At 36.0% G+C, this 24276-nt stretch carries 27 protein-coding genes; 19 read left to right on the top strand and 8 right to left on the bottom strand.

The features are described 5' to 3' along the window. Nucleotides 1-15: 15 nt before the first annotated feature. The 13 genes from AB447_RS15065 (at nucleotide 16) to AB447_RS15005 (ending at nucleotide 14446) form a co-directional block, all read left to right on the top strand. A complete protein-coding gene (locus AB447_RS15065; protein ID WP_048353744.1) occupies nucleotides 16-1785 on the top strand; it encodes a hypothetical protein in 1770 nt (589 codons plus the stop codon). Further along, complete coding sequence (locus AB447_RS15060) at nucleotides 1786-3891, top strand: helicase HerA domain-containing protein (protein ID WP_048353743.1); 2106 nt, start codon at nucleotides 1786-1788, stop codon at nucleotides 3889-3891. Nucleotides 3892-3938: 47 nt separating this feature from the next. Further along, nucleotides 3939-4766, top strand: coding sequence for a M23 family metallopeptidase (locus tag AB447_RS15055; RefSeq protein ID WP_053075378.1), 828 nt, complete (start codon nucleotides 3939-3941; stop codon nucleotides 4764-4766). A gap of 4 nt (nucleotides 4767-4770) precedes the next feature. Then, a complete protein-coding gene (locus AB447_RS15050; RefSeq protein WP_048353742.1) occupies nucleotides 4771-5400 on the top strand; it encodes a hypothetical protein in 630 nt (209 codons plus the stop codon). Between the two features lie 229 nt (nucleotides 5401-5629). Then, the gene (locus AB447_RS15040; RefSeq protein WP_048353740.1) at nucleotides 5630-5863 is read left to right on the top strand and encodes a hypothetical protein; all 234 of its coding nucleotides are present in this window, start codon (nucleotides 5630-5632) and stop codon (nucleotides 5861-5863) included. Between the two features lie 130 nt (nucleotides 5864-5993). After that, the gene (locus AB447_RS15035; protein WP_048353739.1) at nucleotides 5994-6530 is read left to right on the top strand and encodes a hypothetical protein; all 537 of its coding nucleotides are present in this window, start codon (nucleotides 5994-5996) and stop codon (nucleotides 6528-6530) included. Nucleotides 6531-6661: 131 nt separating this feature from the next. Beyond that, nucleotides 6662-6976 carry a hypothetical protein gene (locus AB447_RS15030; protein WP_048353738.1) on the top strand — a complete coding sequence of 105 codons (315 nt, stop codon included), beginning with the start codon at nucleotides 6662-6664 and terminating at the stop codon, nucleotides 6974-6976. Then, nucleotides 6973-7137 (top strand): hypothetical protein, encoded by a 165-nt coding sequence (locus tag AB447_RS26330; RefSeq protein ID WP_172796357.1) that lies wholly within the window; start codon nucleotides 6973-6975, stop codon nucleotides 7135-7137. Before AB447_RS15030 ends, AB447_RS26330 begins: the two co-directional genes overlap by 4 nt. Before the next feature lie 76 nt (nucleotides 7138-7213). After that, on the top strand, nucleotides 7214-7591 hold the full coding sequence (locus tag AB447_RS15025; protein ID WP_053075377.1) for a DUF1064 domain-containing protein: 378 nt from the start codon (nucleotides 7214-7216) through the stop codon (nucleotides 7589-7591). Nucleotides 7592-7666: 75 nt separating this feature from the next. Then, a complete protein-coding gene (locus AB447_RS15020; protein WP_156415988.1) occupies nucleotides 7667-8158 on the top strand; it encodes a hypothetical protein in 492 nt (163 codons plus the stop codon). A gap of 247 nt (nucleotides 8159-8405) precedes the next feature. Continuing rightward, nucleotides 8406-11795: an FtsK/SpoIIIE domain-containing protein gene (locus tag AB447_RS15015; RefSeq protein WP_057957628.1), complete on the top strand. Its 3390-nt coding sequence runs from the start codon at nucleotides 8406-8408 to the stop codon at nucleotides 11793-11795. A 27-nt stretch (nucleotides 11796-11822) separates the two neighbouring features. Then, the gene (locus tag AB447_RS15010) at nucleotides 11823-13313 is read left to right on the top strand and encodes an HNH endonuclease (RefSeq protein WP_224254564.1); all 1491 of its coding nucleotides are present in this window, start codon (nucleotides 11823-11825) and stop codon (nucleotides 13311-13313) included. Nucleotides 13314-13327: 14 nt separating this feature from the next. Then, entirely contained in the window at nucleotides 13328-14446 is a 1119-nt protein-coding gene (locus tag AB447_RS15005; RefSeq protein WP_048353734.1) for a hypothetical protein, read from the top strand. Nucleotides 14447-14746: 300 nt separating this feature from the next. Here the strand turns inward: AB447_RS15005 and AB447_RS15000 are convergent, their stop codons facing one another. After that, the gene (locus AB447_RS15000) at nucleotides 14747-15043 is read right to left on the bottom strand and encodes a hypothetical protein (protein WP_048353733.1); all 297 of its coding nucleotides are present in this window, start codon (nucleotides 15041-15043) and stop codon (nucleotides 14747-14749) included. A 150-nt stretch (nucleotides 15044-15193) separates the two neighbouring features. Here AB447_RS15000 and AB447_RS14995 point away from each other — a divergent pair, with 150 nt between their 5' ends. From AB447_RS14995 to AB447_RS14975, 5 genes are all read left to right on the top strand, one after another. Continuing rightward, nucleotides 15194-16081, top strand: a complete 888-nt coding sequence (locus AB447_RS14995; protein ID WP_057957627.1) for a hypothetical protein — start codon at nucleotides 15194-15196, stop codon at nucleotides 16079-16081. Nucleotides 16082-16202: 121 nt separating this feature from the next. Then, nucleotides 16203-16472 carry a hypothetical protein gene (locus AB447_RS14990; protein ID WP_048353731.1) on the top strand — a complete coding sequence of 90 codons (270 nt, stop codon included), beginning with the start codon at nucleotides 16203-16205 and terminating at the stop codon, nucleotides 16470-16472. Between the two features lie 131 nt (nucleotides 16473-16603). Next, nucleotides 16604-16882: an AbrB/MazE/SpoVT family DNA-binding domain-containing protein gene (locus AB447_RS14985; protein WP_048353730.1), complete on the top strand. Its 279-nt coding sequence runs from the start codon at nucleotides 16604-16606 to the stop codon at nucleotides 16880-16882. A gap of 309 nt (nucleotides 16883-17191) precedes the next feature. Beyond that, a complete protein-coding gene (locus AB447_RS14980) occupies nucleotides 17192-18235 on the top strand; it encodes a DUF2325 domain-containing protein (protein ID WP_057957626.1) in 1044 nt (347 codons plus the stop codon). A 112-nt stretch (nucleotides 18236-18347) separates the two neighbouring features. Next, nucleotides 18348-18875 (top strand): homing endonuclease associated repeat-containing protein, encoded by a 528-nt coding sequence (locus AB447_RS14975; RefSeq protein WP_048353728.1) that lies wholly within the window; start codon nucleotides 18348-18350, stop codon nucleotides 18873-18875. A gap of 589 nt (nucleotides 18876-19464) precedes the next feature. Here AB447_RS14975 and AB447_RS14970 read toward each other — a convergent pair. Genes AB447_RS14970 through AB447_RS25880 form a run of 5 tightly spaced genes read right to left on the bottom strand, consistent with a single transcriptional unit; the run spans nucleotide 19465 to nucleotide 22323 of the window. Then, nucleotides 19465-19824 (bottom strand): homing endonuclease associated repeat-containing protein, encoded by a 360-nt coding sequence (locus tag AB447_RS14970; protein WP_048353726.1) that lies wholly within the window; start codon nucleotides 19822-19824, stop codon nucleotides 19465-19467. A gap of 5 nt (nucleotides 19825-19829) precedes the next feature. Continuing rightward, nucleotides 19830-21290: a PH domain-containing protein gene (locus AB447_RS14965; RefSeq protein WP_048353725.1), complete on the bottom strand. Its 1461-nt coding sequence runs from the start codon at nucleotides 21288-21290 to the stop codon at nucleotides 19830-19832. Continuing rightward, nucleotides 21283-21750 carry a PH domain-containing protein gene (locus AB447_RS14960; protein ID WP_048353724.1) on the bottom strand — a complete coding sequence of 156 codons (468 nt, stop codon included), beginning with the start codon at nucleotides 21748-21750 and terminating at the stop codon, nucleotides 21283-21285. The genes AB447_RS14965 and AB447_RS14960 overlap by 8 nt, the downstream gene beginning before the upstream one ends. An 11-nt stretch (nucleotides 21751-21761) precedes the next feature. Beyond that, entirely contained in the window at nucleotides 21762-22028 is a 267-nt protein-coding gene (locus AB447_RS14955) for a hypothetical protein (RefSeq protein ID WP_048353723.1), read from the bottom strand. 19 nt (nucleotides 22029-22047) lie between these two features. Then, nucleotides 22048-22323 (bottom strand): hypothetical protein, encoded by a 276-nt coding sequence (locus AB447_RS25880; RefSeq protein WP_156415987.1) that lies wholly within the window; start codon nucleotides 22321-22323, stop codon nucleotides 22048-22050. Nucleotides 22324-22516: 193 nt separating this feature from the next. On the opposite strand from AB447_RS25880, the gene AB447_RS14945 reads away from it, so the two are divergent. Continuing rightward, nucleotides 22517-23182: a homing endonuclease associated repeat-containing protein gene (locus tag AB447_RS14945; protein ID WP_053075375.1), complete on the top strand. Its 666-nt coding sequence runs from the start codon at nucleotides 22517-22519 to the stop codon at nucleotides 23180-23182. A 428-nt stretch (nucleotides 23183-23610) separates the two neighbouring features. On the opposite strand, the gene AB447_RS14940 is transcribed toward AB447_RS14945, so the two are convergent. Continuing rightward, entirely contained in the window at nucleotides 23611-23859 is a 249-nt protein-coding gene (locus tag AB447_RS14940) for a hypothetical protein (protein WP_048353721.1), read from the bottom strand. 164 nt (nucleotides 23860-24023) lie between these two features. Further along, nucleotides 24024-24233, bottom strand: a complete 210-nt coding sequence (locus tag AB447_RS27530) for a homing endonuclease associated repeat-containing protein (RefSeq protein ID WP_411801476.1) — start codon at nucleotides 24231-24233, stop codon at nucleotides 24024-24026. Nucleotides 24234-24276: the final 43 nt, after the last annotated feature.

Genomic DNA, 24276 nt, shown 5'->3' with positions numbered 1-24276 from the left:
AAGGGGGTCTGATTAATGAGTGTTAATAACGGAGATACAAACAAAAAAATCCCTGTAAAACGAAAACGTCCAGTTGAATATGAAGAGCCTTTGAGAGAAAAGTTTTTTGCTATCAGAAGAGTGCATGAAAAAGCTGTAGATGTTGTAAAAGATGCAGTCAGAGCTCATATACCTTTAGAAATGTTAGTGGAATTAAACTTAAGTCGAGAAACCGTGTTAAATGCCTTGAGAGGAATGAAGCTAAAACCGATTGGGGTAATAGCTTTCGATGAAACTGAACAGAAAGTAATTGAAAAATATACTACTGATGAATTCGTTCCTGTTTATATTGAGGATTTGAAAAATACCTCTGACTTTGCAAAGCTTTACCGCTCTTCTACTTTTCTCTTTGATTTGAAGTACTTAACCGATGAGACTTTGGAGAGGTTACATACTTTCATTGAGATATGTAATGATTACAGCAAACAATATGAAGAACTAGCGGGAGACGAGTTTAAAGTCTTTTTTTCACAACCGCTTCCAAAGCATTTTCTCAAAGACGGACAAAAAACCGAATTTAGTCAACCGAATTTCCGGTATGCAGTTTTCTCTAAGGACGAAGAACAATACCGAAGTATTGAAAATGTTTTGTTAGAAGATAGCACTTTTGATGACATAGCACTCAATTTTAGTGAAGCGAAGAATTCAAGTAGAAAAGGGGGAGCACGAGGACAAAAAGACGGAACTCTTTCTTTGCATTTATCTCCAAACATTCCAGATTCCTTGGATGACGACTTGACTAGCTTCGATGATGGTGAACCAGAGACGGGGATTAGTCTTCAAAAAGAAGACGATGAACATCCTGTAGTTGATAATAGTGTTCCGGAATTATCCGATAGAGTGTTTTTGGAGCAAGATAAAGAGGAATTGCAGAAAAAATTGGTTGATCTACAGTCGGAGAACAGAGAATTAAAGAAAGCATTAGATGAAGATCAGTTTGCAATATTGGTGAAAGAGCGGGACAAATATCAATATGAATTGTCTGAATTAAAAAACTTGCTCGAAACAGAATATGTTCGTCAGGAAGATGTTGCTAACGATTTGGATAGTGCATACAAGGAATTAAACGCTTATAAAAATCGACTCAAGGTCATTACTAAAGAACGGGATTCTTTGCATCAATATAAAGAACTCTATGAGGAAGAAAAGGCCGAAAAAGAGCTCTATAAAAGGCGTTTAGAGAAAGAGGAAAAGGAGCTAAATAAAGAAATTGAAAAGAAAGAGGTACCTTCCGCAACCAGTCTTTTCTACTTCAAGGTGATCAGCGAGCCAAGATTCTTCAATACAGCAATATATGCATTTATTAAGTGTCTAGAAGAGACATTCGAGAAAAAGGTATTGGTTGTTTTGGAAGAGCCGTTACACGCATACAGAAGCAAATATATAAAGAAATATTTTAAAAATATTTTAGATATTGATCCAACGGAGCAGGTCGAATATGTATACATTAAAAAGCCATCAAGCGATGTGTATTCGGTTTTTGGTGATTATGATTGTGTAGTGTATATGGATAAGAGCTTTCGAAGAGATGTTCTTTTTGTCGGCACTAATATCCATAATATATTCGTCACCAAAAATGAAAAAGAGCGGCATGATTTAGAAATTAATAATTTCGGTGTGTTTGAAGGAGAAGGCTCAATAATAGATCTTTCTTACAGTTATAAAACGGCAAAGTCATTTGGGGACGCAAAATACGTCCATTACTTTAATGACATTATTAATTACTTGCAAAGGGTGAATTTATAGATGTGGTTTTTAAAGAAAAAAGAGCAAAATGCAAGCAGATACAAGGTAGGAAACTTGGAAGCCATTTTACGAATAATACATGCGTATTTAGATAAAGGGAAAAACGATGCCCCCAGAAAAAAAGTCAAAAATGGCTATATTCACTATGGAACCAGAAAAATTTTCACTGATAAAAAGGTGATAAGAACAGCTTTTGTTTATGATTTTCCTATGTACATGACACCTACTGATTTGTTTGAAGTGAAGTTCAAGATCATGAAAGACCACCCTAATGTAAAGGTCGTTTTCACTCATGAGTATGTTCCTTCGTATATCAACATGAAATCTCAGAAGATGAAATTAATAAAAAATGATGCTGTGGCTGGTCTAAGAGACCGTAGGAAGAAAAAGCCGCAAGAAGGTGAATTAGAGAACCTTATTAAGGACACAACATCACTTAAAAAACAATATACAAGTGCAGAAAGACGATATTTAAGCTTGCAGTTATTTGAAGCACTTAAAGGCATTGAGGAAGTCACAGAATTTTCTTTTACAATCACTCTGGAGGGACAAAAAGAAGAAGAGGTTGATTCTGCTTTTAATCAGTTGAGGGATATATTGGATGATGGCTTTATTATCAGGGAGCCAGTATTGCAGACGTATCAATTCTATGCTAATAAACAGATTCCTAACCGAACCTTTGCGGATGAATTTATCAGAAAAAACTTCCCATCGAGAAAGATGCCTGTCTCTACCGCTTCCAAACTTGGGATGATTCAAGCGGGAGAGACCGGAGACGACACAGGTGTTATTTTCGGAGTAAACGTCAACACCTTGACTCCGTATTTAATCAATCTAAAAACAAGTTCAAAGCTTGCTAGTTTCATAATTATCGCTATGAGTGGTAAGGGTAAATCTTTTACAGTACGATGCTTAAGCATCTCGGCCTTATCACAAGGTTTTAGAGTTATCATCAATGACTATGAAGGTGATGAATACGATTCGTTCGGTAAAGTATATGGCGCCACATTTGTTGATTTAGGCGGAAAAGATGGAGGAACATTTGACACAGTTGAAATTGGAACCCTAACAGGAGATGAGGATATCGACAAGGACTTGTTCCATGATGCCAAATCAACAACAAAACAAGTGTTTGACATGTTGATGCCAGGCAAGAGCGGTATGACTAGAGGCCAAACAAATGTTTTTGATAAAGCTCTTTATGATATGTATGAAGAAAGAGGCGTAAAGGAAGATAATCGAAGATCGTGGCATTTATCTAAAGGGCTGAGATACCTTGATGTGTTTAAAAAGATCTGTTCTTATGCTGATGATGAAAAAACCAAGGATAAACTCTCGGAAGACTTTGTGGAAAACGCTAAAGAGCTTAAAACTAATTTACAACCTTATTTCGATGAAAAAGGAAGCTACTATCACTACTTTAAAAAGAGCATTTCTATTGATAAATTGAAGAACTCAAATTTGATCATATATCGATATGGAAATAGAGGAAAGGCTACGAGTGATGTAGATGAGAAAGAAGTATCAATCAAGAACTTTATAGCAGGATATCTAGATTCGTTACTCGCTAACCACTCCTATACACAGAAAAATGGACAACGAACGTTTAAATTCTTCGAAGAGGGCCAGCGGCAAACAAGTGATGAAGAAGCTCTAAATCAAATAAATAACGTGTTTACAGGGGGACGGAAGAGGGGGATCATCCCATTTTTTATCACGAACTCTCCTAATCAGCTATTTGGAGACAATATTGGAGCTGGTGACAAAAGATCAGCCGCTATTAAAGCATTTACAGATAACATTTCGGGATATATTTTGGGGTACATGTCCAATTTGGATACGGCCAGAAATGTTTTGAAGTCTGTCGGGAAAGAAGAATTCTTCTTCCAGTATCAGAAAATGCACCAAGAAATGAAACAAAATGAAAATGAACACTTAATGTTCAATATCTATAACGAAACTAGCACAATTACACGTCACATCATGCCGGAAGAATTAATAGAATCACCACTGTTCAGAACAAGAAGAGATATGGGTGATGAAGAAACAATAAAACTATCAGATGAGGATGAAGCAGTTTTTAGCTTAGCAACTCGTTTTGAATAAGAACGAGTTGCTCCCCTCGATATAGTAGCTGAGAGGAGTGTATGTATTTGTTTGCCTTCATGAGAGGCGCCTTGTTTGCTTTGAAAAATAAGTCACTTTTATTCAAGTTAGCAAGCGGCCTTATCATTCTTCTATTGCTATGGTATATGTTTATCATTGTTGTAGCAGTAGGAGGATATTATGCCATAAAAGACAGGTCAGGTAGCAAAGGAGAAAAAATAGCCGTTGAAGAATCGAGCGGTTCTTCAAATGATAGCAGAAGCGATAGATCGCAATTCAACAATACAGGCTTCATAAGCCCGTTTAAAAATAGAATACAAGGCCATGTACAGGCCAGAGGTTACTGTGGCCCTAAATTGGCCGATAAACAGAACTGCGAAACAAGTAAAATGGGGTTTACTTCTGGAGATCTAGCTAAAGGTGGTCACTCCGGGGTAGATTGGAACACGCCGCCGGGAGATCAGAACTTAGAAACAGTAGTAGCAGTAGGAGATGGAGTTGCATTTGAAGCACCTACCGATGGCTGGGGTCATGCTGTATTATTATTGATACCCGATAAAAATTATCTTTTCCTTTACGCTCATTTAAGTAAGGTTAATGACGAGTTTAAGGGACAAAAAGGCGTAAAGGTTAAAAAGGGGACACCTCTAGGAATCACAGGAGGAACGGGAAGAGGGTTTACCAAGCAGTTTCCTGCTCACTTGCATTTAGAAGCATACAAGTTAACGAACAAAGAAGCAGGGAGCCCGCAGAGTGCTATGACTGTTCTAGCTCAGTGGTCTAAAACCCTAGACCCAGCAGATGTATTGGGTTGTGACGGGTCTAAAAACTATTCAGGGGAGCGGCTTGAGAAGCTGTGTCCGAAAATGGAGTGATAGCATGTCGGATAAAAAGATGAAACCTCAAGGTTTTAAAATGAACATAAAAGAGAATTGGAAGATCATTTCTTTTTTTGTTGCCATAGCTGTTTTATTTGTGGGAAGTAATATAGGAGTCTATTTTGCTACCAAGAATTATGAACGGAGCCTTGATGGTACACAACATGAGGTAGAAGGTGTATCAAAAGAGATAGCTGTTGCGATTGAAGGGACTACTACTTATAGCGAGCTTCAAAAAGCTTTTGAGCGCAAAAGAGGCTCTATAACAGATAACCTATGGGAAGATCAATTCAATTTGAAATCAGAGGATGTCAAATCGAGATATTTTCAAATAAATGATCCGCTTTATGTAGTTAATATTAAGGATGTCATCTCTCGTAAAACAAATAATGGATTTGAAGTTCTTGTCATTGGATCCGGATCAAATCAAAATGCAGGATCAAAAGAAGCTATTGAAGAATATAATAAGCGGATGCAACCAATCATGGACAACTACTGTAAAGAGTTTTCAACCAATGAAGAACTTTGTAATAATGCTGTGGAGTCAGCAGGTTCTTACATGAATGAATTTGTCTATAAAGCCAAATTCAACGAAAAAGGACAAATGACAAGTTGGGAGGCAATTATGTGAATGTGATAAGTATTTTAATGTTTGTGATTGTCACAGCGCTTCTCATTGGAGGGATTTACTTTATTACTTTTGTATTCAATAATTGGAGAAGATTCACACCCATTTCGAAGTTTCTGCTTTTCTCTATCCTTATAACTTTTTTCATTGTGGGAAACGTCATACACTTTGTTGTAAAATCCGTAAGTAGCTTAGGAAACTAATGGGGATAAATAGTGTCAGAGGTGTCAGGATGAATGCAAAGGGGATACTTTTCTTTATCGATGAAGTGATAAAGGGAGACCAGCTATTTGTCAGAGTATTTAATGCAAATACTGACGAACAGGATGGTGAATATAGTTATAAAGGTAAAGTCGAAAGGATATATCATGACCGAGTAACTCTCCGAGTACCTGATGGTAATAGAGTGAAAGAAGTGACGGTTTCATACGATGACATAATCAGTTACGAAAAGGTTTTAAATTAGAATAAAATCATTTAAATAAAAAGAGCTTCGTAATCAAACGATGCTCTTTTTTATTTTGATTATAAAGGGATTTTATTTATTTAAATTGACAAAATGTATATATTAAAATATAATTAAAGTGAAATAATTGATGAATAATGATAATACTGCCGCAAAGGGAATGGAGGATGAATTTAAGGGAAGTATTGCCGTTCTAAGAGGTGATGGGATGAGGCACATTATAAAGTCGTTACAGAAAACTTACAGGTTATACAAGCAACCACATAATATAGGTGATCTTATAGAGTTTGAGCAAAAACAATGGATCATCATAGGCATTGAAGCTATTTCGATTAACTTTGATAAGGTGAAGGTTATTTACACAATTCAAAATGCAGAAGAGTCATATGTTTACCCACCTGAATTTAACAGATCCAACCAAACGTTTGCTTTTGAAAAGCGGATCAGAACAGGAAAAGAACCAGTTCTCGAAACGATACAGCCCGGACGTGTGTTTTGGGTGAAGGGGAAACCGTATCAATCGATTGGATTTACTGATATCAGTATCGAATTCACTGATATTGTTATAGGATTCGAGGGACGTCTTGTCCAGCCAATTCCGACAAAAGAAGTAAGGGGAAAAGTGTTAAATGAACGAAAGAAAAAGCTGAATTTACAAATATTTTAGGGGTGAACAAGTGGAGATATATCCAAACTTGCTGTGCAATACGAACAAATTACGACTTCGAAGATCCGCTTCACTTGGTTGGTTTGAAGAGTTAAAGATCATATTGACATTAATGACGGGAGGAACAAGCCTTGAACGGAAAAGAATATCTGATTTTGACTACAAGACATAAAGACATGCTTTTCGGCGGAGGTGTTCATTTGTTTTGGTGCCCGGATAGTAGCGGCTATTCAGCAATTCTACAAAGAGCGGGGCTTTATACAAAAAAAGAAGCCTATGAAATCGCTGGCGAAGAAGATATCCCTATTCACATTTCTCATTTCGGCCATGATCAGGACTTTTTTGAAACGGGTGAATCTTTCATTCAAATGCCTGTGTTGTACTCAATATCTGAGGACTCTAAAAAGTTAATTACGGAATGGCGCAAAAGGGAGGCGGCGGAATGACAAAAGTGAATGGAGAATTATTCAAATACTATTGCGACAATTGGACGTTCCTAGAAATACCTGAATATCCATCTGAAATTTATTGCGCTTTCTGTGGTATCCAAAACGTCGCGATGGATTCGGGTGATTTAAGAAAACTAGAAGAGGCGATGAAGGAATGAGGCAAGAGCAAACAAGTCAGACATTTCAATGTTTACAGCAGAATAAGTGCAGAAATGCGAAAGGAGCAGAGGTGGTTTGTTGGTTGTTGAAAATAAAAACTCACTAATAAGAAACGATCTAAAATTTAAAAATCAAATTGAAGTGAAATATTATGATCAATTGAAATGGCTCCTACAAAATCGCTCTATAAAAAGTTTTGAAGTCCGTCCAAGTTTTCAATTGTGGGCTGAGGGAGAGTATGAGTTTCCGTTTCAATATACTCCAGACTTCAAAGTCGTAAATTTAGATAGCAGTGTGGATGTTATTGATTTAAAAAACATGGAGTGGGAAGATTTTGTGAAGATAAAACGTGAGCTAAAAGAAAGGTTTTCTTGTAATTTGTCATGCATTACTTATGACGAAAAATATAAGTGGATCGACAGAGAGAAATTGTCGAAGTGGAGAGACCTTTAAAAAACATAGTGGCAATAAATTCGTTATAAATTGTAAAGTGAACAAAAATCAAAAATAGAAAAGGTTTGATCAAAAGTGACAGTTCCTGTTCAATTATTTTGTGGAGAAAATGAGCCGCATAGGTCGCTAATGCTACCAATAAAAAACAGAATTGAAATTAGCAAAGCAGAAGGCGGTATTTGGACAAGCACTTACCATAAAGAGAACGGTTCAGATTGGATACAAGTTTATGATCTTATTAAAGGGATTCCCGAAGAAGGGCTTGATGGTTGGTTACTAATCCCTTCAATGGATGCTCGGGTTTATACAGTTAGTACTTTAGCGGATCTACTTTGGTTACACGAAAAATATGAACAAAAAAATGCTGGTGTTCCGGATTTTATTAAGTCATTGGATTTCGAAAAAATGACAGATGATTTTGATGCAATACATTTAACTAAAGAAGGCCAACAGCAAACTCGCCATTCTCGCCCTGTTAATCTATGGGGATGGGACTCTGAGAGTACACATTGGTTTAGATGGTGCTTTGAAAAGGTTGAATATATTGGGAAAGTAAGGGGCTTTTGAATATATTCTGATTTGGTTCAAAATCAGACCATGATGTGCAGGTGTCTAGAAGAGGATGTGAAAACTCATTTTTTATTAAATGAGTTTTTTTCTATAATGGAAAGAAAGTGTTATAAATGATAAAATAAAAATATGATAATTCAAGCAATGTTAGCAATTTCAATAAACTTCACATTAACATTTTGAATGGAGGTGACATGTACAGAAAGTCATTATCGGATTTTCTGTATAGGATATGTTCAAAGACTTGAAAACCGATTATTATTCCACTGTTTTAGATTCTGTAGAGAAAGAGGAGTGGGATATATTTTTCAGAAAGAAACTTCGGTATAAACTCCCAAAGCTGATGACACAAAAACAGATCAATGAAATCAAGGAAGCGGAACGCCAACAGCAGGAAATGGGGTTCGAGGAACCTGATCAACAGAATATGTCAAACGATAGTTTTGGGTTCGATCAGAGTTTTGATAATCAGGGGTTTGATAGTACTGAAGGCGGTCAGGGAATCATTCAGCTCACGAACCAACCAACTGAACCTCCCAAGAGCGGCGGACTTGTAGAAACATTACAGGTGCACGCTGAATCTCTATCGGGGAACAGCAGAACTGTAGCTCACGGAATAATTGACTCAATTAGTATATTTAAACGTGCAAATGAAATTATTAGGTTGAAAAAAGTGCAATGTACTGATGAGGAGCTTATCAAGGAAATAAAAAGATATGGCTTCACTTTGACTGGGTTATCCGCTTCGCTCTTAGTTGGAGGGATTTTTCTTCAAAGTATGGGATGGTCTGTATTACTACCGTATTCGACTTGGTATTTAGGCACTGCGTTAACAACAGCAAGCGGTTTGGCGGCAATATTTAAGCCGGAGCTCATCAATCAACTGGTTTATAAAAGGAAATCATCTAAGACAAAAGTGCAGATGGCCGAGTTGAAAAACCCTGTTTTCCGCCCCTTTGTTAAAGATGGCAACATTGATGGCGGAGCTTTGATCGATAAGACTACAGGCGACTTCCTTTTTGATTATCCTAAAGTGAATAACAACTCTAAGGACATTGAAAATGAAATAGAACCTGATTCGGAAGATGATCTTTCTTTTAATAACGAGCCTCAATATCAAGAAGTTCATTCAGAAGAGTCCTTAATTACAATGCATGATAATTCTCGGTTGCTTGAAGGCATTGATGATTTTCCATACTACCCCGGTTCTTATGAAAAAATGAGGGAGCATTGTATTCGTTTTGTCGAGAAATTTGCTAAAGAAGCAAGAAACAGCCCTACTGGTAAAGCGGCAGTTCCGCCTGACAGGGTAGGGATTTTAGAAAGCAATAAGGAATTGTTGTTTAAAATGACTCCTGATTTTGCTGACATGAAAGAACTCTCTCCCGATTCAAACGAGTTTAAAAATCTAGCCTTTTATACATTTAGAGGGTTCGTTAACTCCGCTCTTAAGGGAAGTAAAATAGGTAACAGTGACAAATTTGAAGTTTACTCAATTAGAGCTTCGAAAGTTGCTTATGAGATTGAGTTTTATGTATTTGATAAAGCGAATTACAAAGATCTCTCAAGACCGGATGTACTTAATACAATATCTCAGCAATTTATTGATTATACCGCAAATAAAATTGAACCTGTTTCGATTGTTCCTAGAGAAAAAGATAACGGAAGAATGGTTTATCGCTTTATCAGGCAAGAAAAAAATGTTTTTGTTAGCATAGCGGATGTAATGAGCCATAAAAAATCTCATACACCACCAGAAAAAACAACTTACTATTATTTCTTTAAAGATCCAACATATAAAATATTTCCTATGGCAATTGGATATGGTAATAGCGATAATGCTGTCTTGTGTGATCTTTTCGAAAATGTAGGGGGATTAATCTCCGGTACAACAGGATCCGGGAAGACATGGACAGTTGTCTCGTTATTAGAACAGATGATGTTGCAATCATCGCCCGGAGACCTTCAAATTATTGTGATCGATCCAAAAAGAACAAAATTAATGCGGTTACTTTCTTATCTTCCACATTGTATTGCCTATGACGATGCTAGTGATCCTTTAAGACTTCACGCATTGTTTGAATCAATTAAAAGAATGTTTGAAAGAAGACTTACATTTATGGGGAATATGTTGGGAGTAGACAACATTAAAGACTTTTTAGAAGCCGAGAAAGATAATCCAAAGCAAAGAAGACAATTTCCGCCTGTATTAATAATCATTGATGAGGTTCCGAACTTTTTGTCGCAAATCGGCCAAGTTCCAGAGCTTTTAAAGAAAATGTCGGAAGATGAAAAACAAGAACTTGGTTACGATAAGTTTACAACAGATGATACTAAGGACTTGATAGGTAAGCTCACTTCGCTTGTTCGGAGTGGTGGGGGAAGGTTTATGTTTATTGCTCAAAGGACTACTGATAAATACTTCCCACACGATTGGAAAGCAAATACTAAATTTAATGTGCTAATGAAAATGCAAGTTAAAGACTTTGAAAAAATGGATGTAGACAATGCAACCACATATCCATCCGGAAAAGGAGAAGCGCTGTTTTTTTCAGAAGGTAGGACATCTCATGAATTCATTAAAACCGTTACCAATGGTGTAACCAACGATTTTGAACTTAATTTGATTTTTGAAACATTAGCTCTTAGATGGCAATACTCCGTTACAGAAGAAGACCTTATTCCATATCCTGAACTCAAAGAGTTTGATGTACGCTACGAAAGAAGGAAAGAAATATTCTTATCACATTCAAGGAATATGTGGTTTACACCACCTTTTGCGTTGTCACTAAAACGGAATGCAGTATTTTATATTCGTAATCAAACTGGAAACGAAGAGCCAACTGAGCGAGAGATTTTAGAGGCTATGAAGGAGATACACCAGAATGAAACACCTGATAACGAAGAGATTGCACAATTTTTAGCTAATCTAGAGCGGCAAATGAATGAAGAGGAAGGAAACTCTCCTGAAGAAGAGTTAAAGGTATTTTTGGATAAAAAGAACAACAAAGATAATACGATTCAACACGAAAATAAGGTTTTCGTTCCGGCATTCAATCAAAAATCTTATGAAGAAGAGTTGTCAAACGACTCATCAGAGGGGATTTCTTTAGAAAAATCAGCCGCTTTGGATCAGGATATACAACCCCGTAGCACAGAAAATTCATCAAATGATTTAGATGAACTTTTCTCAGGTGTTAATGCTTATTACAGTTCAGAAAAACGGAAAATAGATAAAACCAATTCTCTGTCTATATCAGAGGAAGATAACGTTGCCGTTCTTGAGGAAATAAACCGTGTGGAAAGCCAACAAAAGCCTACAATTGAAGATCTCCCTAGCTATGAACGATCCATGCTGATTGATCCAAATTTTAATCGTTTAGAAAAGGTAGTTCGGCTAATAGGATCAGTTGGTAAACGTGCATCACTCAATGGTGAAACGGTTTTTTACATGAAAAAGGATATTCTAAACACAAAATATCCATTTATTCAAGAAGATATTCAAGATGCTATCGAGGCAAGGTATTGTAAAAGAGCACGTATGAAAGGTGCTGAAATCATCCTTGTAACAAGTGATTTATACAGTAAAGTAATCCATAAAGTGATTAAGAATAATAAGCAATCGAAAATCTAGAGGGGAGGATAGAATACATTGACTAAGGTGAATTTAGAAAGACTGGCTCAAAAAAGGGAAAGGCTTTTGAAACAAAACCCACAGCAAAATTCTGATGATACGAGGGATACTGAATCAACAGATATAAGTGATTTGGAAGAGGCGCTTACTAGGGCTTCTTCCAACCTAAAGAAAACAGAAAATCAAGCTGGGATGTCAGAAGAAGATCCGCAGATTGATGCTGATATACCAGAGGAAGAGCTGGAGGAAGTAGTTTTACTTGAAGAGGATAATGATCTTACCCCTTTAGAAAAAGATCACCTGATCCAGGAATCGATTAATAAAATATTTGTTAATGATAATGAAAACCCCTTAAATCAATTTAAGGATCCAGTAGTACAAGAGGATGACATTGATGATTTAGAAGAAAATGAATACTTAGAATCTCTTCAAAACAAAGTTACAGATCCGAAGCTAGAGGAGAATTATTTTTATGAAGATGGTAAACCAAGGCTTACAAGAAGAGAAGGAAAGATAGAGACTATACCTCTAGCTTTAGACGATATCATAATAAGAAACAGTATTCGAGACCAGTCACTTTACAAGAACCTCTCTCGCTTGGGAAAGAGTATAGAGATGCAAGGTCTTTTGAAACCAATTCTTGTATTGGTTAATGATAATGGTGAATATGAGCTAGTAGACGGAATACGAAGAATTGAAGTATTTAGGAACAAAGGGATAGATACCATTCCGGCTAATGTGGATCACACGCTTATACCTGATCTGTTGAATTATTATAGATTAACAGCAAATCAAATGAGGCTGAATTACTTTTTGAGTGAATTAATGACTGTTGGGCGGCGCATTGAAGAGAACTCGATTTATTTTCATCCGACAACCTTTGATGTCTTAATGGGATTAAATGAAGGCGATTATATGAAGATGAAAGATATTCAATCTTATAATACTGATCCTTTCTTTTCTGATGTAGACGAAGGGAAAATGACAATCCCTGCGGCGTGGAAAAAGATGGAGCGTAAGAGACAAAAAGAACGGGAGCAGGACGAAGAGGGAAAGGAAGATATTTCTGATTATGACCTAACTCCAAATCAACAATCAACAAGTGAAAGAGAGCCTTTACCATTCACTCTTCGAAGGATCATTGAAGATAGAGATGAAAAGTGTTGTCAGGCATGTGGGCTTGGTTATGGTGCTGAGGAGTACTTGGCTTTTCTGTATGAAGTACACCATATGACTCCAGTTTGGCAAGAAGGCGAAGACATTGAGGAAAACCTGATTCTATTATGTCGTAACTGCCATACATTAGTTCATAAAATTGCTGAACAGCCCAAGTTATTTCAAAACGAGAGAACAAGAATCGATTATGCCAATGCAATATCACTGGCCAATATTATTCTAAACGGGAAGCAATTTTACGAGAAGAGACCTGAGCTCACTCAATATGAGCACTACATTGAAAACCGTCAAACACCGTGGCTACAAGAAGCTGAAATAGAAGTAATAGATGATGATAACTAAAGGAGTGAATTGATATGGGAAAGGTAAGCCTATATGATTTGTTAAAACCAGAAAATGATGAATCGCCCAAAACAACTAATAACACGCAAAAGCAACAACCAGAGGAAAACGGCCAAAGTTCTTCTATCGGGGTATCTGAATTATTTAATAACCAACCTGAATTTGCTGAGGAAAACGATGTCTCTAACTTATTAAAAAGGTATAATCAAGCACAAAAACATGAGTTTACAGAGGAACAATGGAGACATTTTGAAGAAATCTATAATTCAATCCCGAAGAATTTGCCTTCAGAGGAAAAAGGATTTCGATTGTTTGCTGAGCAAGGGCTTCCAATGGCCTTTATTTATAGCAAGTTTTTGCTTAAGGAAGAAGAAACATTCATGGTTGGCAATAAAGTTTATCGGACGAATTTTGACCGTATAGTGGATGATTTAACCGGAGAGCCAGTAATACAAGTGAAAAATGCTTTAAAACCAAGGAGAGGACATAATGAACCTCGTAAAGAAAGTGTATCCGTGTCCGATGAGAAAACAGATGCAGATTTGGAAGGCCAGTATGCTTTTAATTTAAAGGATATTCCTGATGAAATGATAATTAAGCCAAGTGTACTCAACAAAAAGAAGTCATCCGTTACTAGCCGTACACAGAGAAGACGTTTAGAAGAGCGGTTCAGAGCAAAGACTGAAAACGGGTTGCCACTAGATCGGCCAATTATTGAGTACACGAGAAAGCCATTTAAAATGAAAGTGTTTGTGTTTTCAAGCCAAAAAGATCTTGAAGTTCGAAAAGACTTTGTCCGAAATAACTTGGAAGCGGTATACATCGACAACGAAGATGATGTATTAATGGTTCAGCCTGACGATGTGTTAGTGTGGACGGATGAATGTAATGAAGAAATGGAAATAATCAAACGGAAGTATTTAGGGGATTCAAAAAATATTTTAGCTGTTCAATACCATTTAGGGGAACCGAAATCAAAATATGTTATCGAAGAAGGGGTTCCGATTATTCCGGCATTAAATGAATTGAATCTTCTCCCTATTAAAACAGAAATTCAGAACCGTTACGATGAAGCTTCCCTTGAGTATGATGTTGAGCGTACAGGAGATCGATACTTTAATCTACGTTGGTGAACAAATAAAGTCTATTGTGAGGGTTTTAAATGTTAACTAAGGTTCTTTATAGCAATTAAAAAAAGAAGCTCTCTAATGGGCTTCTTTTGCGTTTTAAAAACAATTCGAAAGAGAAGAGGGGATAGCAAGGTGAAGAGAGGCAGAAAATTCAGGAAATAATTTGACAAAAAGTATTCACTTGGATAAAATTTACTAATAATAGTAAAACTGTACGAGTGAATACCTATGCCATTCGATATAGTGGGACTCACAAATTTTATATGACAGGATGAAAAGGCTTTCCACCCTGTCAGTGGAGCATTAATCTACGTTTATTTCCCGTTCTTTATGAACGCTTACTTTTAATAAACGGTCTGCTCTGAATTTTCGAGGGAATTCCTGAATATGTTGAGAGACAATAAAAAACTTATCTCTAAATAGTACTTTATAAACTTCTTTCAATTTTTCACCACGAAGAGACATAATGATTGGCTCATTTAACATACCCTCTTCATCAATAGTGACATCAATCTCGTTTATTATTCTTAAGAATTCCTCATATATTTTACGAGCTTTATCTTCTGTCAGCTCAGTGCTATTTTCATCTTGATTCGTCATAATCCAACACCCCATTTGGTAATCAATACGTAATAATGAATGTATAGTGACATTAAAATAATTATACAATCTTTTTTGCAAAAACAAAAGAATTGGAATTGACAACCTTGAAGTAAGTATTCTAAAGATTCATCAAAGGAGTGATCAGCATTGGGGAGAATCGTTGATCTTGCATTATATCTTCCAAAAGGAACCTCAAAGGATTATTTAGATGAAAACGAAAACAAAAAAATGAGTAGAGCAGAAATGCAGAAAAAAATTATGCAATGTAAAGCTTTGTATGATTTCTATTGTCATGAATGTAGAGTTCAACTTACAGTTGATAAGAGGGGATACTGGAGGGTTAAGAATAAACAACATGATAAAAACTGCACCTATGGATATGAATACAAAAGTTTTAATTATGAAAGAAGACAAGGGAAACACTCTCTGTTGGAAGCACCAAAAGTAGTGCCGTTACAAATAAAGACTTCTCTATCTAAGTCATCATCCGCTCCTGAAACTAAAAAACCTAAACAATACTCAAACACAATCAGCCGCCTAAAATCGAAATACAGTTCAAAAAAAAGGGAGAACTTCTATATCCGAACTGTTGATGAATATTTCTATCATATAAAGGAAGCGAAGGAAAAAGGGATGATCACAGAACTTTATCGGGTGTTTGCTCGGGAAAAGATCTCATATTCTCAAAAAGGATATCCGTTTATGTATTCTTATCAAATAAACGATACACTCCCTGAATACTTTTTTGTTCAAGGGCAAATAAACAACCGAAGTAATGATGTCGAGGGTGGAATAATTAAATTTGCCACATTGAAATTCCATGACAATATTGAAGGGCGATATATCCCAAAGCTGTTTTTTGGAGATCCAATCATAAACGCTGAAGCTCAGAACATCCTCAACTCTATGAAACCAAATGAAATGATTGGAGTGTTGGTTCAATGTAAAAACGCTTACTCTTTTGAAAGTAATTCAACAAACATTCATATTATTGAGTTGGAAGTTTACGATATCGACATTAGTCGATATTCATAACATAAGTGGCATTCGTTAGCACCATGTTGTTACTCCGAAAAAGTGGGTTCAGCATTTGCTCAAATACAACAGTTATACCGATTTTAAAAGAAGATTAATTGATATTTTGGGAGGACAAGCTATGACCAAAACTAAAAACGATTTGTTACACGAAAAGAGAGCTATAAGCGCATTAAATAAGGGAGTAATTCTAGGGTGTGACATAGAAGAAGGAACACTCTACTTAAGAAAGTCCAAATCGGAAACGGAGACCTACTCCATTGTTTTAAAAAGAAACAAATCTGAAAGGTTAGAACCTTTAATTGAGGGAGATTATAAGTCCTTGATAGGTAAATTGAGTGGTTCTCTCAATAATAAATGCTATATTGTTGATTACCCTGTTGTTTTTTAGCAAATATGCAAAGCAGTGGGCCAGTGACAACAATTTTGTGCATTTAATCAGGTTCACGAAACAATACCAAAAACCTATAGCCGGGTTCAAATCGAAAAAAAAGTGGTATACATTTGAAGGGAGGATGTTTGATGAGAAGTACCGGAATTGTTCGAAAAGTAGATGAGCTTGGGAGAATTGTTGTACCTAAAGAGTTAAGGAGGACAATGAATATTAATGAAAAAGATTCTATAGAGATATTCGTTGAAGGTGAAAACATTATTTTGCGGAAATTTAAACATAGTGGTTGTATGGTGACAGGGGAGGTATCTGATCATAATATGATTCTTTCTGGAGGCATCGAGTTAAGTCATGAAGGAGCGCAAATTATAGTAAAAGAAATTCTCAATAATTTAAAAGCCAATACCTAAAACAAAAAGAAAACGCTTTTTAGAATTGGCTCAGTCTATCACTGATAATTTAAAGGAGAATAAGCTTTTAACTTCTCTAGAAAATGAAAATAAAGATGATTTAAAGAACAATGAAAAACAAGTAACACAACACGGGGACTCCTATCCTCAATTTATGCAGGGGCTGTTGAGCAAAATTGAAACTATTTTTCGGGTTCTATAGTATGCCCTTTTTTGTTGGAGTTTGACACTCCCACCCATAAATAGGCAAGCTGGCTAACGCCAGTGGGATTCTTGTCTGTATATTAAATACAGGGAAAGGAGAATTTTATGAACAAAAACGCTATTGTTCAGGATGCGATTGATCAGATGGTAAGACTTATTCAAAGGCTAAACTCGGACAATGTAGACGAAATTGAAGCTGAAGTATTGAAATATTTTCGTTGGTTGAATATTTTAACTACATTAAAAGTTTCATCTAATGATGATTTCGAACCTCACTTGGAGGAATCTTCGAAAGATACTCCATTAGAGGATGTAAAAGCAAGAAGTAAAAATTCTTATGAATTTGAAAGGCATTTGAAAGGAGGGTATATAAGAGAGATTGATGTGTTTGTTCCAGAAAAAATTATAAGACAACTAGGTTTTGAAGATGGCGATTTAATTTCAGCAGTCTCTTTAGGAAACAAAATGTATCATTATGAGTTAGTTGAGAAAGCAAAAGAACGAAGGCCAACGAATAGGATTCAATTAAATTTTTGTGTTTTGTCTAAGCGAGATTCAATGCTAGTTGCTTCTGAATACTTAGAGGATGGGGAACTCAAATCCATTAAATATAACGATGCTCCATATACTTTTCGTATCAGCGATGAGACAAGAATTAAGGAAGATCTTGAGGAAGGTTCAATTGTTGATATTGCTTATTACAAAGACAATGTAGATGTGTTCAGAGTGATATGGAAGCACCAGCTCCCTACAGAAGGGCCACGTACGCCACCTTTGAAATCTTCTCACTATAAAATAAAAAATCCTAAATCGGATACCACGGAAACAAATGAATTGCTAGGAAAAAAAGTGTTGCTTGTAGGTGATAAAGGAAGAATCGTAGGCAGGACGGCAGAATTGCAGAATGCAATACAAAGAAATGGGGGAGAACTTATACATGCCGATGGTAGTGAAACAATCAATCGCCTTGAAAGCATGGTGAAGAATTGTGATCTATTAATCTCTATTGTCACTAGCTGTTCACACATAAAAGCTGAAAAAGCCAAAGAATTTGCGAAAAAATACGATAAACCTTTTAAATTTATAGATGGCATAGGGATAAGCACCCTTGTTCAAACCGCAAAATCATTGGTATCTGTAGAGGTATAATAAATCATCCTTTTTTCCCCGCTCCGAAGCGGGCGCTTTAAATTGAAGTTTTTTGTAGGTGCCAAGAGGTGCTTCAAATGAAGTTGCCTAAGCAACAGAAGGTGAGAATAAAATGGTTAAGGGATATACAAAAGAATATCTGATTAAGACTCTTCAAAAAAAAGCACAAGAGTTAGGGAGGCCACCTCGGAGTCGTGAAATTAACCAAACTACGACCATGTCAAAGTATTTCGGAAGCTACAATAAAGCCCTTATAGCCGCCGGATTAAACCCTACTCATTTGAGATATACCAAAGGACAACTCATAAAGATATTGAAACAGAAAGCCGCTGAATTAGGGCGGGCTCCTCGACAGCAGGATGTCGAACAATATAGAACGATAGTAAAACACTTTGGAAGCTTTAATAACGCATTAAAAATGGCTGGGTTACTCCCTAACAAAGAGCGTTCCAAAATGGTATATACCAAAGAAGACCTTATTGAGATTCTTCAACAAAAGGCAAAAGAATTAGGACGAACTCCAAAGATGGAAGAGATTAAGCAGAAAAGTTCCATTGTGAAATACTTCGGTCGTTATGGAAAAGCTTTGGAAGTGGCTGGATTATCTCCAAATAAAAGAGGAAGAAAACAAAAAGCTTAATATTCAGTAGAATACATCGAAAATTTTCATAAATGTGGTATCATTTATATATCCTGTTAAAACTATAAAGCAGAAAATAAGAGAAGGGGTGTATTGAACACTCCTTTTTTCTTTGTTCATTTTCCTGCTGGAAGGGGATCATGTCATTTTATCGACATAAGTCTTTTTTTGTCGGAAAGATACAGCATTCAATTGCATAATCAAACTTTTAATGGAGGACTGAAGAACATGGTTATAAAACAAGAAACAGTTCAAGTAATAGCAAATTTTCAATACAACCAAAACTTAAACTTGGGCTCTTCTAGTTTACATAAAATACATTATGGGAAGTTGAATTTTGAGAAATAACATTGCGGTAGCGCACATATTACATTCTTTATTGTCTCAGAATAACAAGTATACTTTTGATAGTGAGACAGAGTAAGAAATAAGATTAAAATCAATCTTCGTTTGAATTTCCCAGCACTTAAATACACGTTAGAATCAATTGTAAGAGCCTCTGAATACTTCAAACCTATTTCTCTTCCTTGACGCTTCAAACACCCTCACACTTAAAAATAGCCCCAAATAGTGATGAGGCTATTAATCGTTATCTTCTTCGAGCATTTCTATAATGAACCTTTAACCCTGCCGCTTCCAAAGCTTTATTCCAACTCCCAAACCGAAATTGCATTGTCGTGGCTTGCTTAACCTCATAGTATTTAGGTGGTCTCCCACGCTTTTTAAACTCTTCTCTTAGTATTTCAAGCAATACCTCATCCGAATATATTGTTTTGGGTGGCTTGGTTGGATCAATCCCCGCTCTTATAAGTGCATCTCTCCAGCTCCCAAACCGATTACGAATTGTAACACGTTGAGAGACTTCAGATGCTAGAGGTGCCCTTCCTAATTCATCTCTTTTATCTCTTAGTATTTGTAACAACTCTTCATCTGGATAGCGGCGAGTCAATTTGATTATCTCCTTCTTTTCCCGTTTAAAGTGTTTTGCAACACATAATTTAAAAATGCCTTTTTCTTTTTATCGGACAAATATCTAACACTATAAATTTCATGAAGGTGCTCTGAATACAACGCAACTTCATAATGGGACATTTGTTTTCCCTTCATAAAAAGAGTTTGCACTGTTGTTGTGGTTTCAACATATTTCTTATGTGTTATTAGGGTAACTACACTCAACCCCTTAACGTATCTTACGGTCAAATAATCAGAGTTAAAATTGAGCGCAGAGTATTTCCACCGTAGAAAGCCTAGAAACAATAAAACGGGCATTAGAGCTGTAAGATATAATGCATACATCGACAAAAGAGACAGTACTATGACAACAAGAATATACTTTAATTTTAAAGTCCGAGAAAGCATATAATTGATTGCTGATGATTTAACAGGCTTGTAGCAAAGGGGCTGTATCTGGAACTGTTGCAAATGTTCTTTCAACAGAGTATCTACCCTATCTTTACGAATGATAGGACTGACCATTATGGCCGCAGATCGATTTCCTCCAAATCCTATATTATCGACTTTTATTTGAGCATAACCAAACCATTTTAAAACAATCGGTTCAATAATTCTTAAAGATCTGATCTGTTGTTTAGGAATATGAAATTTCTTTTTATTGAGCAATCCATATTCAACATGAATGCCTTTATCGTTGCTACTCAGATGAAAATTTCCGTATGTCAAGAACAACAACGGATACATCAATATATAGGCGATGATTGCAACCGTTAGTACAAACAGGATTTGAATTAAGAGTAACGTTCCTATTACAGAGGGATCGCTTATCAGCTTTGATAAGCTATTAATTGATTCAAGGCCACTCTGTTCTGTTTCCTCTCCAGTGAATTTTCCGTACTGATGAAATGCGAAGCTAAAAAAAGTAAGTGCTAATGAGCAAGCCCCTAAAAAAGCCCCTCTATTGGTGAAAGACATCAAGAAATATTCTTTTAGTCCAAATTGTCTTGCAGGTTTGGTCATTGTTGAAACTTTTATATCCTTGAAGATGTTCCTCTTAATATTCGAAATGTCTTTATCGGTTAAAACAAAACGGATCTCTCCACCACCTATTAGCTCAAGCGAAAGATTGGATATATAGAAGATTCTTTTTAACAACGAGTCAGAAGTGGTAATGGATTTAACCCGGTTAAGTGGAACGTCCCTAAACCTTTTTGAAAACACACCTTCCGAGATTTTTATGACATCTTGATTGATTTCGTAGGTTTTGTTGTACCATTTTAAAAATGAAAATATGATAATGAAACCAACAAGAATGTAAAAGCCCGTCTTCACATACGGAGTGTATTGATTTCTTTCTCCAATCATCGAGACAGCAAATGCTAATAAGGGAAGAAAGAAATTTTTCACCGTAGTGTATGTGTGATAAAGAAATTCAATTAAATTATCCCGCCGCTTATTCATCTATATCTACACCTATGCTTACTAAATAATCTAATAAAGCCTCTTTTAATTCAGAAGCTTCTTTTTTATCTAAAAAACCTATTGAGTGAGAGTCACCGGCTGTAAAAATCCCGACTTGATAAAGGTTAAACAACCTTGAAAAAAAAGTCTGTTCAACATGAACATGTTGGATTCGTTTCAAAGGGATCATTGTTTCACTTACAGAAAATCCACCTTTTCTAATGAACAAAGAATCATCATTGAGAGTGTACTTGTACCAACGGTAAAGAAGGGAGTTCTGAACACAATCCCATAAAAAATATAAGAGGCCGCCAATGATAACAAGGAGGCAGAGCTTTTTAATAAAATCATACTCATTAAAAAAATAAAAACAAAAAGAAGCCACTAATTCAAAAATCAAAACAATTGACAACGTTTCTAGGTTCCAAATTGCTACGCTTTTTTTATTAACTTTTCCCAAATCAAATCACCCTAAGATCTTTTCTCATAAATCACTGTATAAACTGTTCGAACATAACCTGTTGTATCTTTTGCGTCTGATAATTTAATATCAATGATTTTTGCACCTTTCTGATGTAAATCTTGAAGAACGCTATTTAATTTGTCCTTTTCAACATCAGTCATTACCTGTACAAGACCTTGTTTATCTGACTCTGTCTTTATTGTATCTGTAGACTGCCCTTGACAAGCTGATAAGAAGCAAAAAGATATAGCCGCAACAGTTAAAATTTTCTTCATTTCAATACTCCTAAAAGGTTTATTTATTTTTTTCTTTCACCAGAAAAGTTGATATAAGCTGTGGTTCGCCTTCGCCAGTTAAAACATATTCTAGTCCATTTTTTGATGTTGAATTATCTCCACCATTTATCATAGCATTATTGAAATTCAAATCATTTAAAACTAAATGTTCTCGTTCATCTTCCGAAAGATTTGAGTCTGCAATGCCGCTCAAAACTTTTATCAACTGTTGATATTGCCCCAAAGAAATTTCGTTCAATTTACCAGATTGAGGAGTCATAATGCCATATGGCAATATCAAGTTATCATTTTTATCGACCTTTGCAGTTATTAAAAATCCGTTCCATTTAGCTATATAGAGAGAAATATCACTTTTTTCAATTTTTGAGTCCGTGATCTGAATCCATTTAAGGATTGAAGGATATACGATTATAATGATTATATAAAACAATTGCAGGGGGAAACTAATCTTTTTTTGTTAGGAAGTGATGAATATCAAAAAACAAAGATATACAGACAGTGAATTGGTATCAATAATCCAAGAGGAAGCAAAAAAGCTAGGCAGACCACCAACTGCAAAAGAAATGAAATTGGCACCTACCCTCATTTATAGGTTTGGCAGTTATAAAAAAGCTCTTGAAGCGGCTGGTGTTACTGAAAAATATGCCGATGATGATTTGCTGGATCTTATTAAAGACAAGTATCGAGAACTAGGCAGACCGCCGAAAAAAAATGAAGTTCCCAAGTCACGATTAATTGTTAAACGCTTTGGCAGTTTTAAGGGTGCTCTTAAATTAGCTGGTATTAACGGCTGTTCGAAAAAAACGATGTATTCGAATGATGATTTATTGGAGATACTACAAGCTTCAGCAAAAGAATTAGGTAGGCCGCCTAAACAAGATGAGATAAAGCAAACCGGAACCATCATAAAACGATTTGGTAACTTCAATAACGCTTTAAAGGCCGCAGGAATAGAGGTTGTACATAAAAGGGGTTATACTGATGATGAACTTTTGGATCTTCTTCAAACATTTGTTAAAGAACATGGCCGAACACCAAAAAAACGTGAATTTAGTCAATGGCAGACGATTATAAACCGCTTCGGTTCAATAGATAAAGCTCTTGAAGCGGCGAGTATGAGGATAAGGACATGAGATATTGACACTCCCACCCATAAATAGGCAAGCTGGCTAACGCCAGTGGGATTCTTGAATGACTAAGCGTTCTCATTCAAATGCTTGATGTACAGAACATACCTTCGGTATTTATCTGTACACTGCATTTGCCCTCACTATCATCCCATGTCTAAAGACGGGCTACGCCCTGCATGGGCTTTCTCATTCGGAAAATCTGTAAAAGGCTGAATATCTCTGTAAAAGATGTTCAGCCACAACGAATAAGTCTCTGCATCTAGTTAGGATTTGTCTTCTCTGTCCATAATAGGTTTGTATAGCATCTTTGTAATAACGTTCAGATCTTTCTATACATTTATCTAAGACTTCCAATACTCTACCTTCAACATTCTTCTTTACCTCCTCGTTAATTTTAGGTGTTTACAGTGGCTTGTACGCCTCTTCTCATCTTATTTACTTGTTGTTTCTGTGAGTTTAATAAGGTTTTCAAGACGTTCGTTATCCATCTGGTCAAGATTAGGTTCATGTCCCGGAACAAAGCTGATTTTTGACGCTTGTTCTAAAAGCTTCTTTCTCTTGGAAGCATAGATACGCTTTTCTCTTTGTTGAAAATAGTCACTTAATTCATCATTTAGTGTTTCCACTTCCTCTTTGGTGAGCTCTCTCTTTCGAAAATCCAAGAAAATTTGCTTATTCATAAGAAACACGCTCCAGCAATACCTTAAATTCCTTTTCTATAAAACGGTCTAAAACATAAGGATACCCTAACAAATATCCTTTACCCGCTCCAACATATGAGATTGAATTAGGGTGATCTTTTAATTTCTCATGTTTTGTTCTCCTCCCTCTCTCTGATCAGGTTCTAGCCTTTTAACCTCTTCGTTTTTTTATTTGGTGATAACCCAGCCGCTATTAATCCTTCATTAAAACTGCCAAAGTATTTTATTACAGTATGCCTTTGTATAACTTCATAGAATTTAGGAGAGCGACCGAGCTCGTTTGCTTTTTGACATAAAATCTCTATCAACTCTTCTTTTGTATATGGTTTTGTTCTTGTGCCGACTCTGTTTATACTTAACCCGGCCGCCTTTAATGCGGGTTAACCCCCTAATTTT

Source organism: Bacillus glycinifermentans (genome assembly GCF_001042475.2).
Classification (GTDB): Bacteria; Bacillota; Bacilli; order Bacillales; family Bacillaceae; genus Bacillus; species Bacillus glycinifermentans.
Note: the sequence above shows the minus strand (reverse complement) of the source record. Positions and strands in the feature narration are given on the sequence as shown.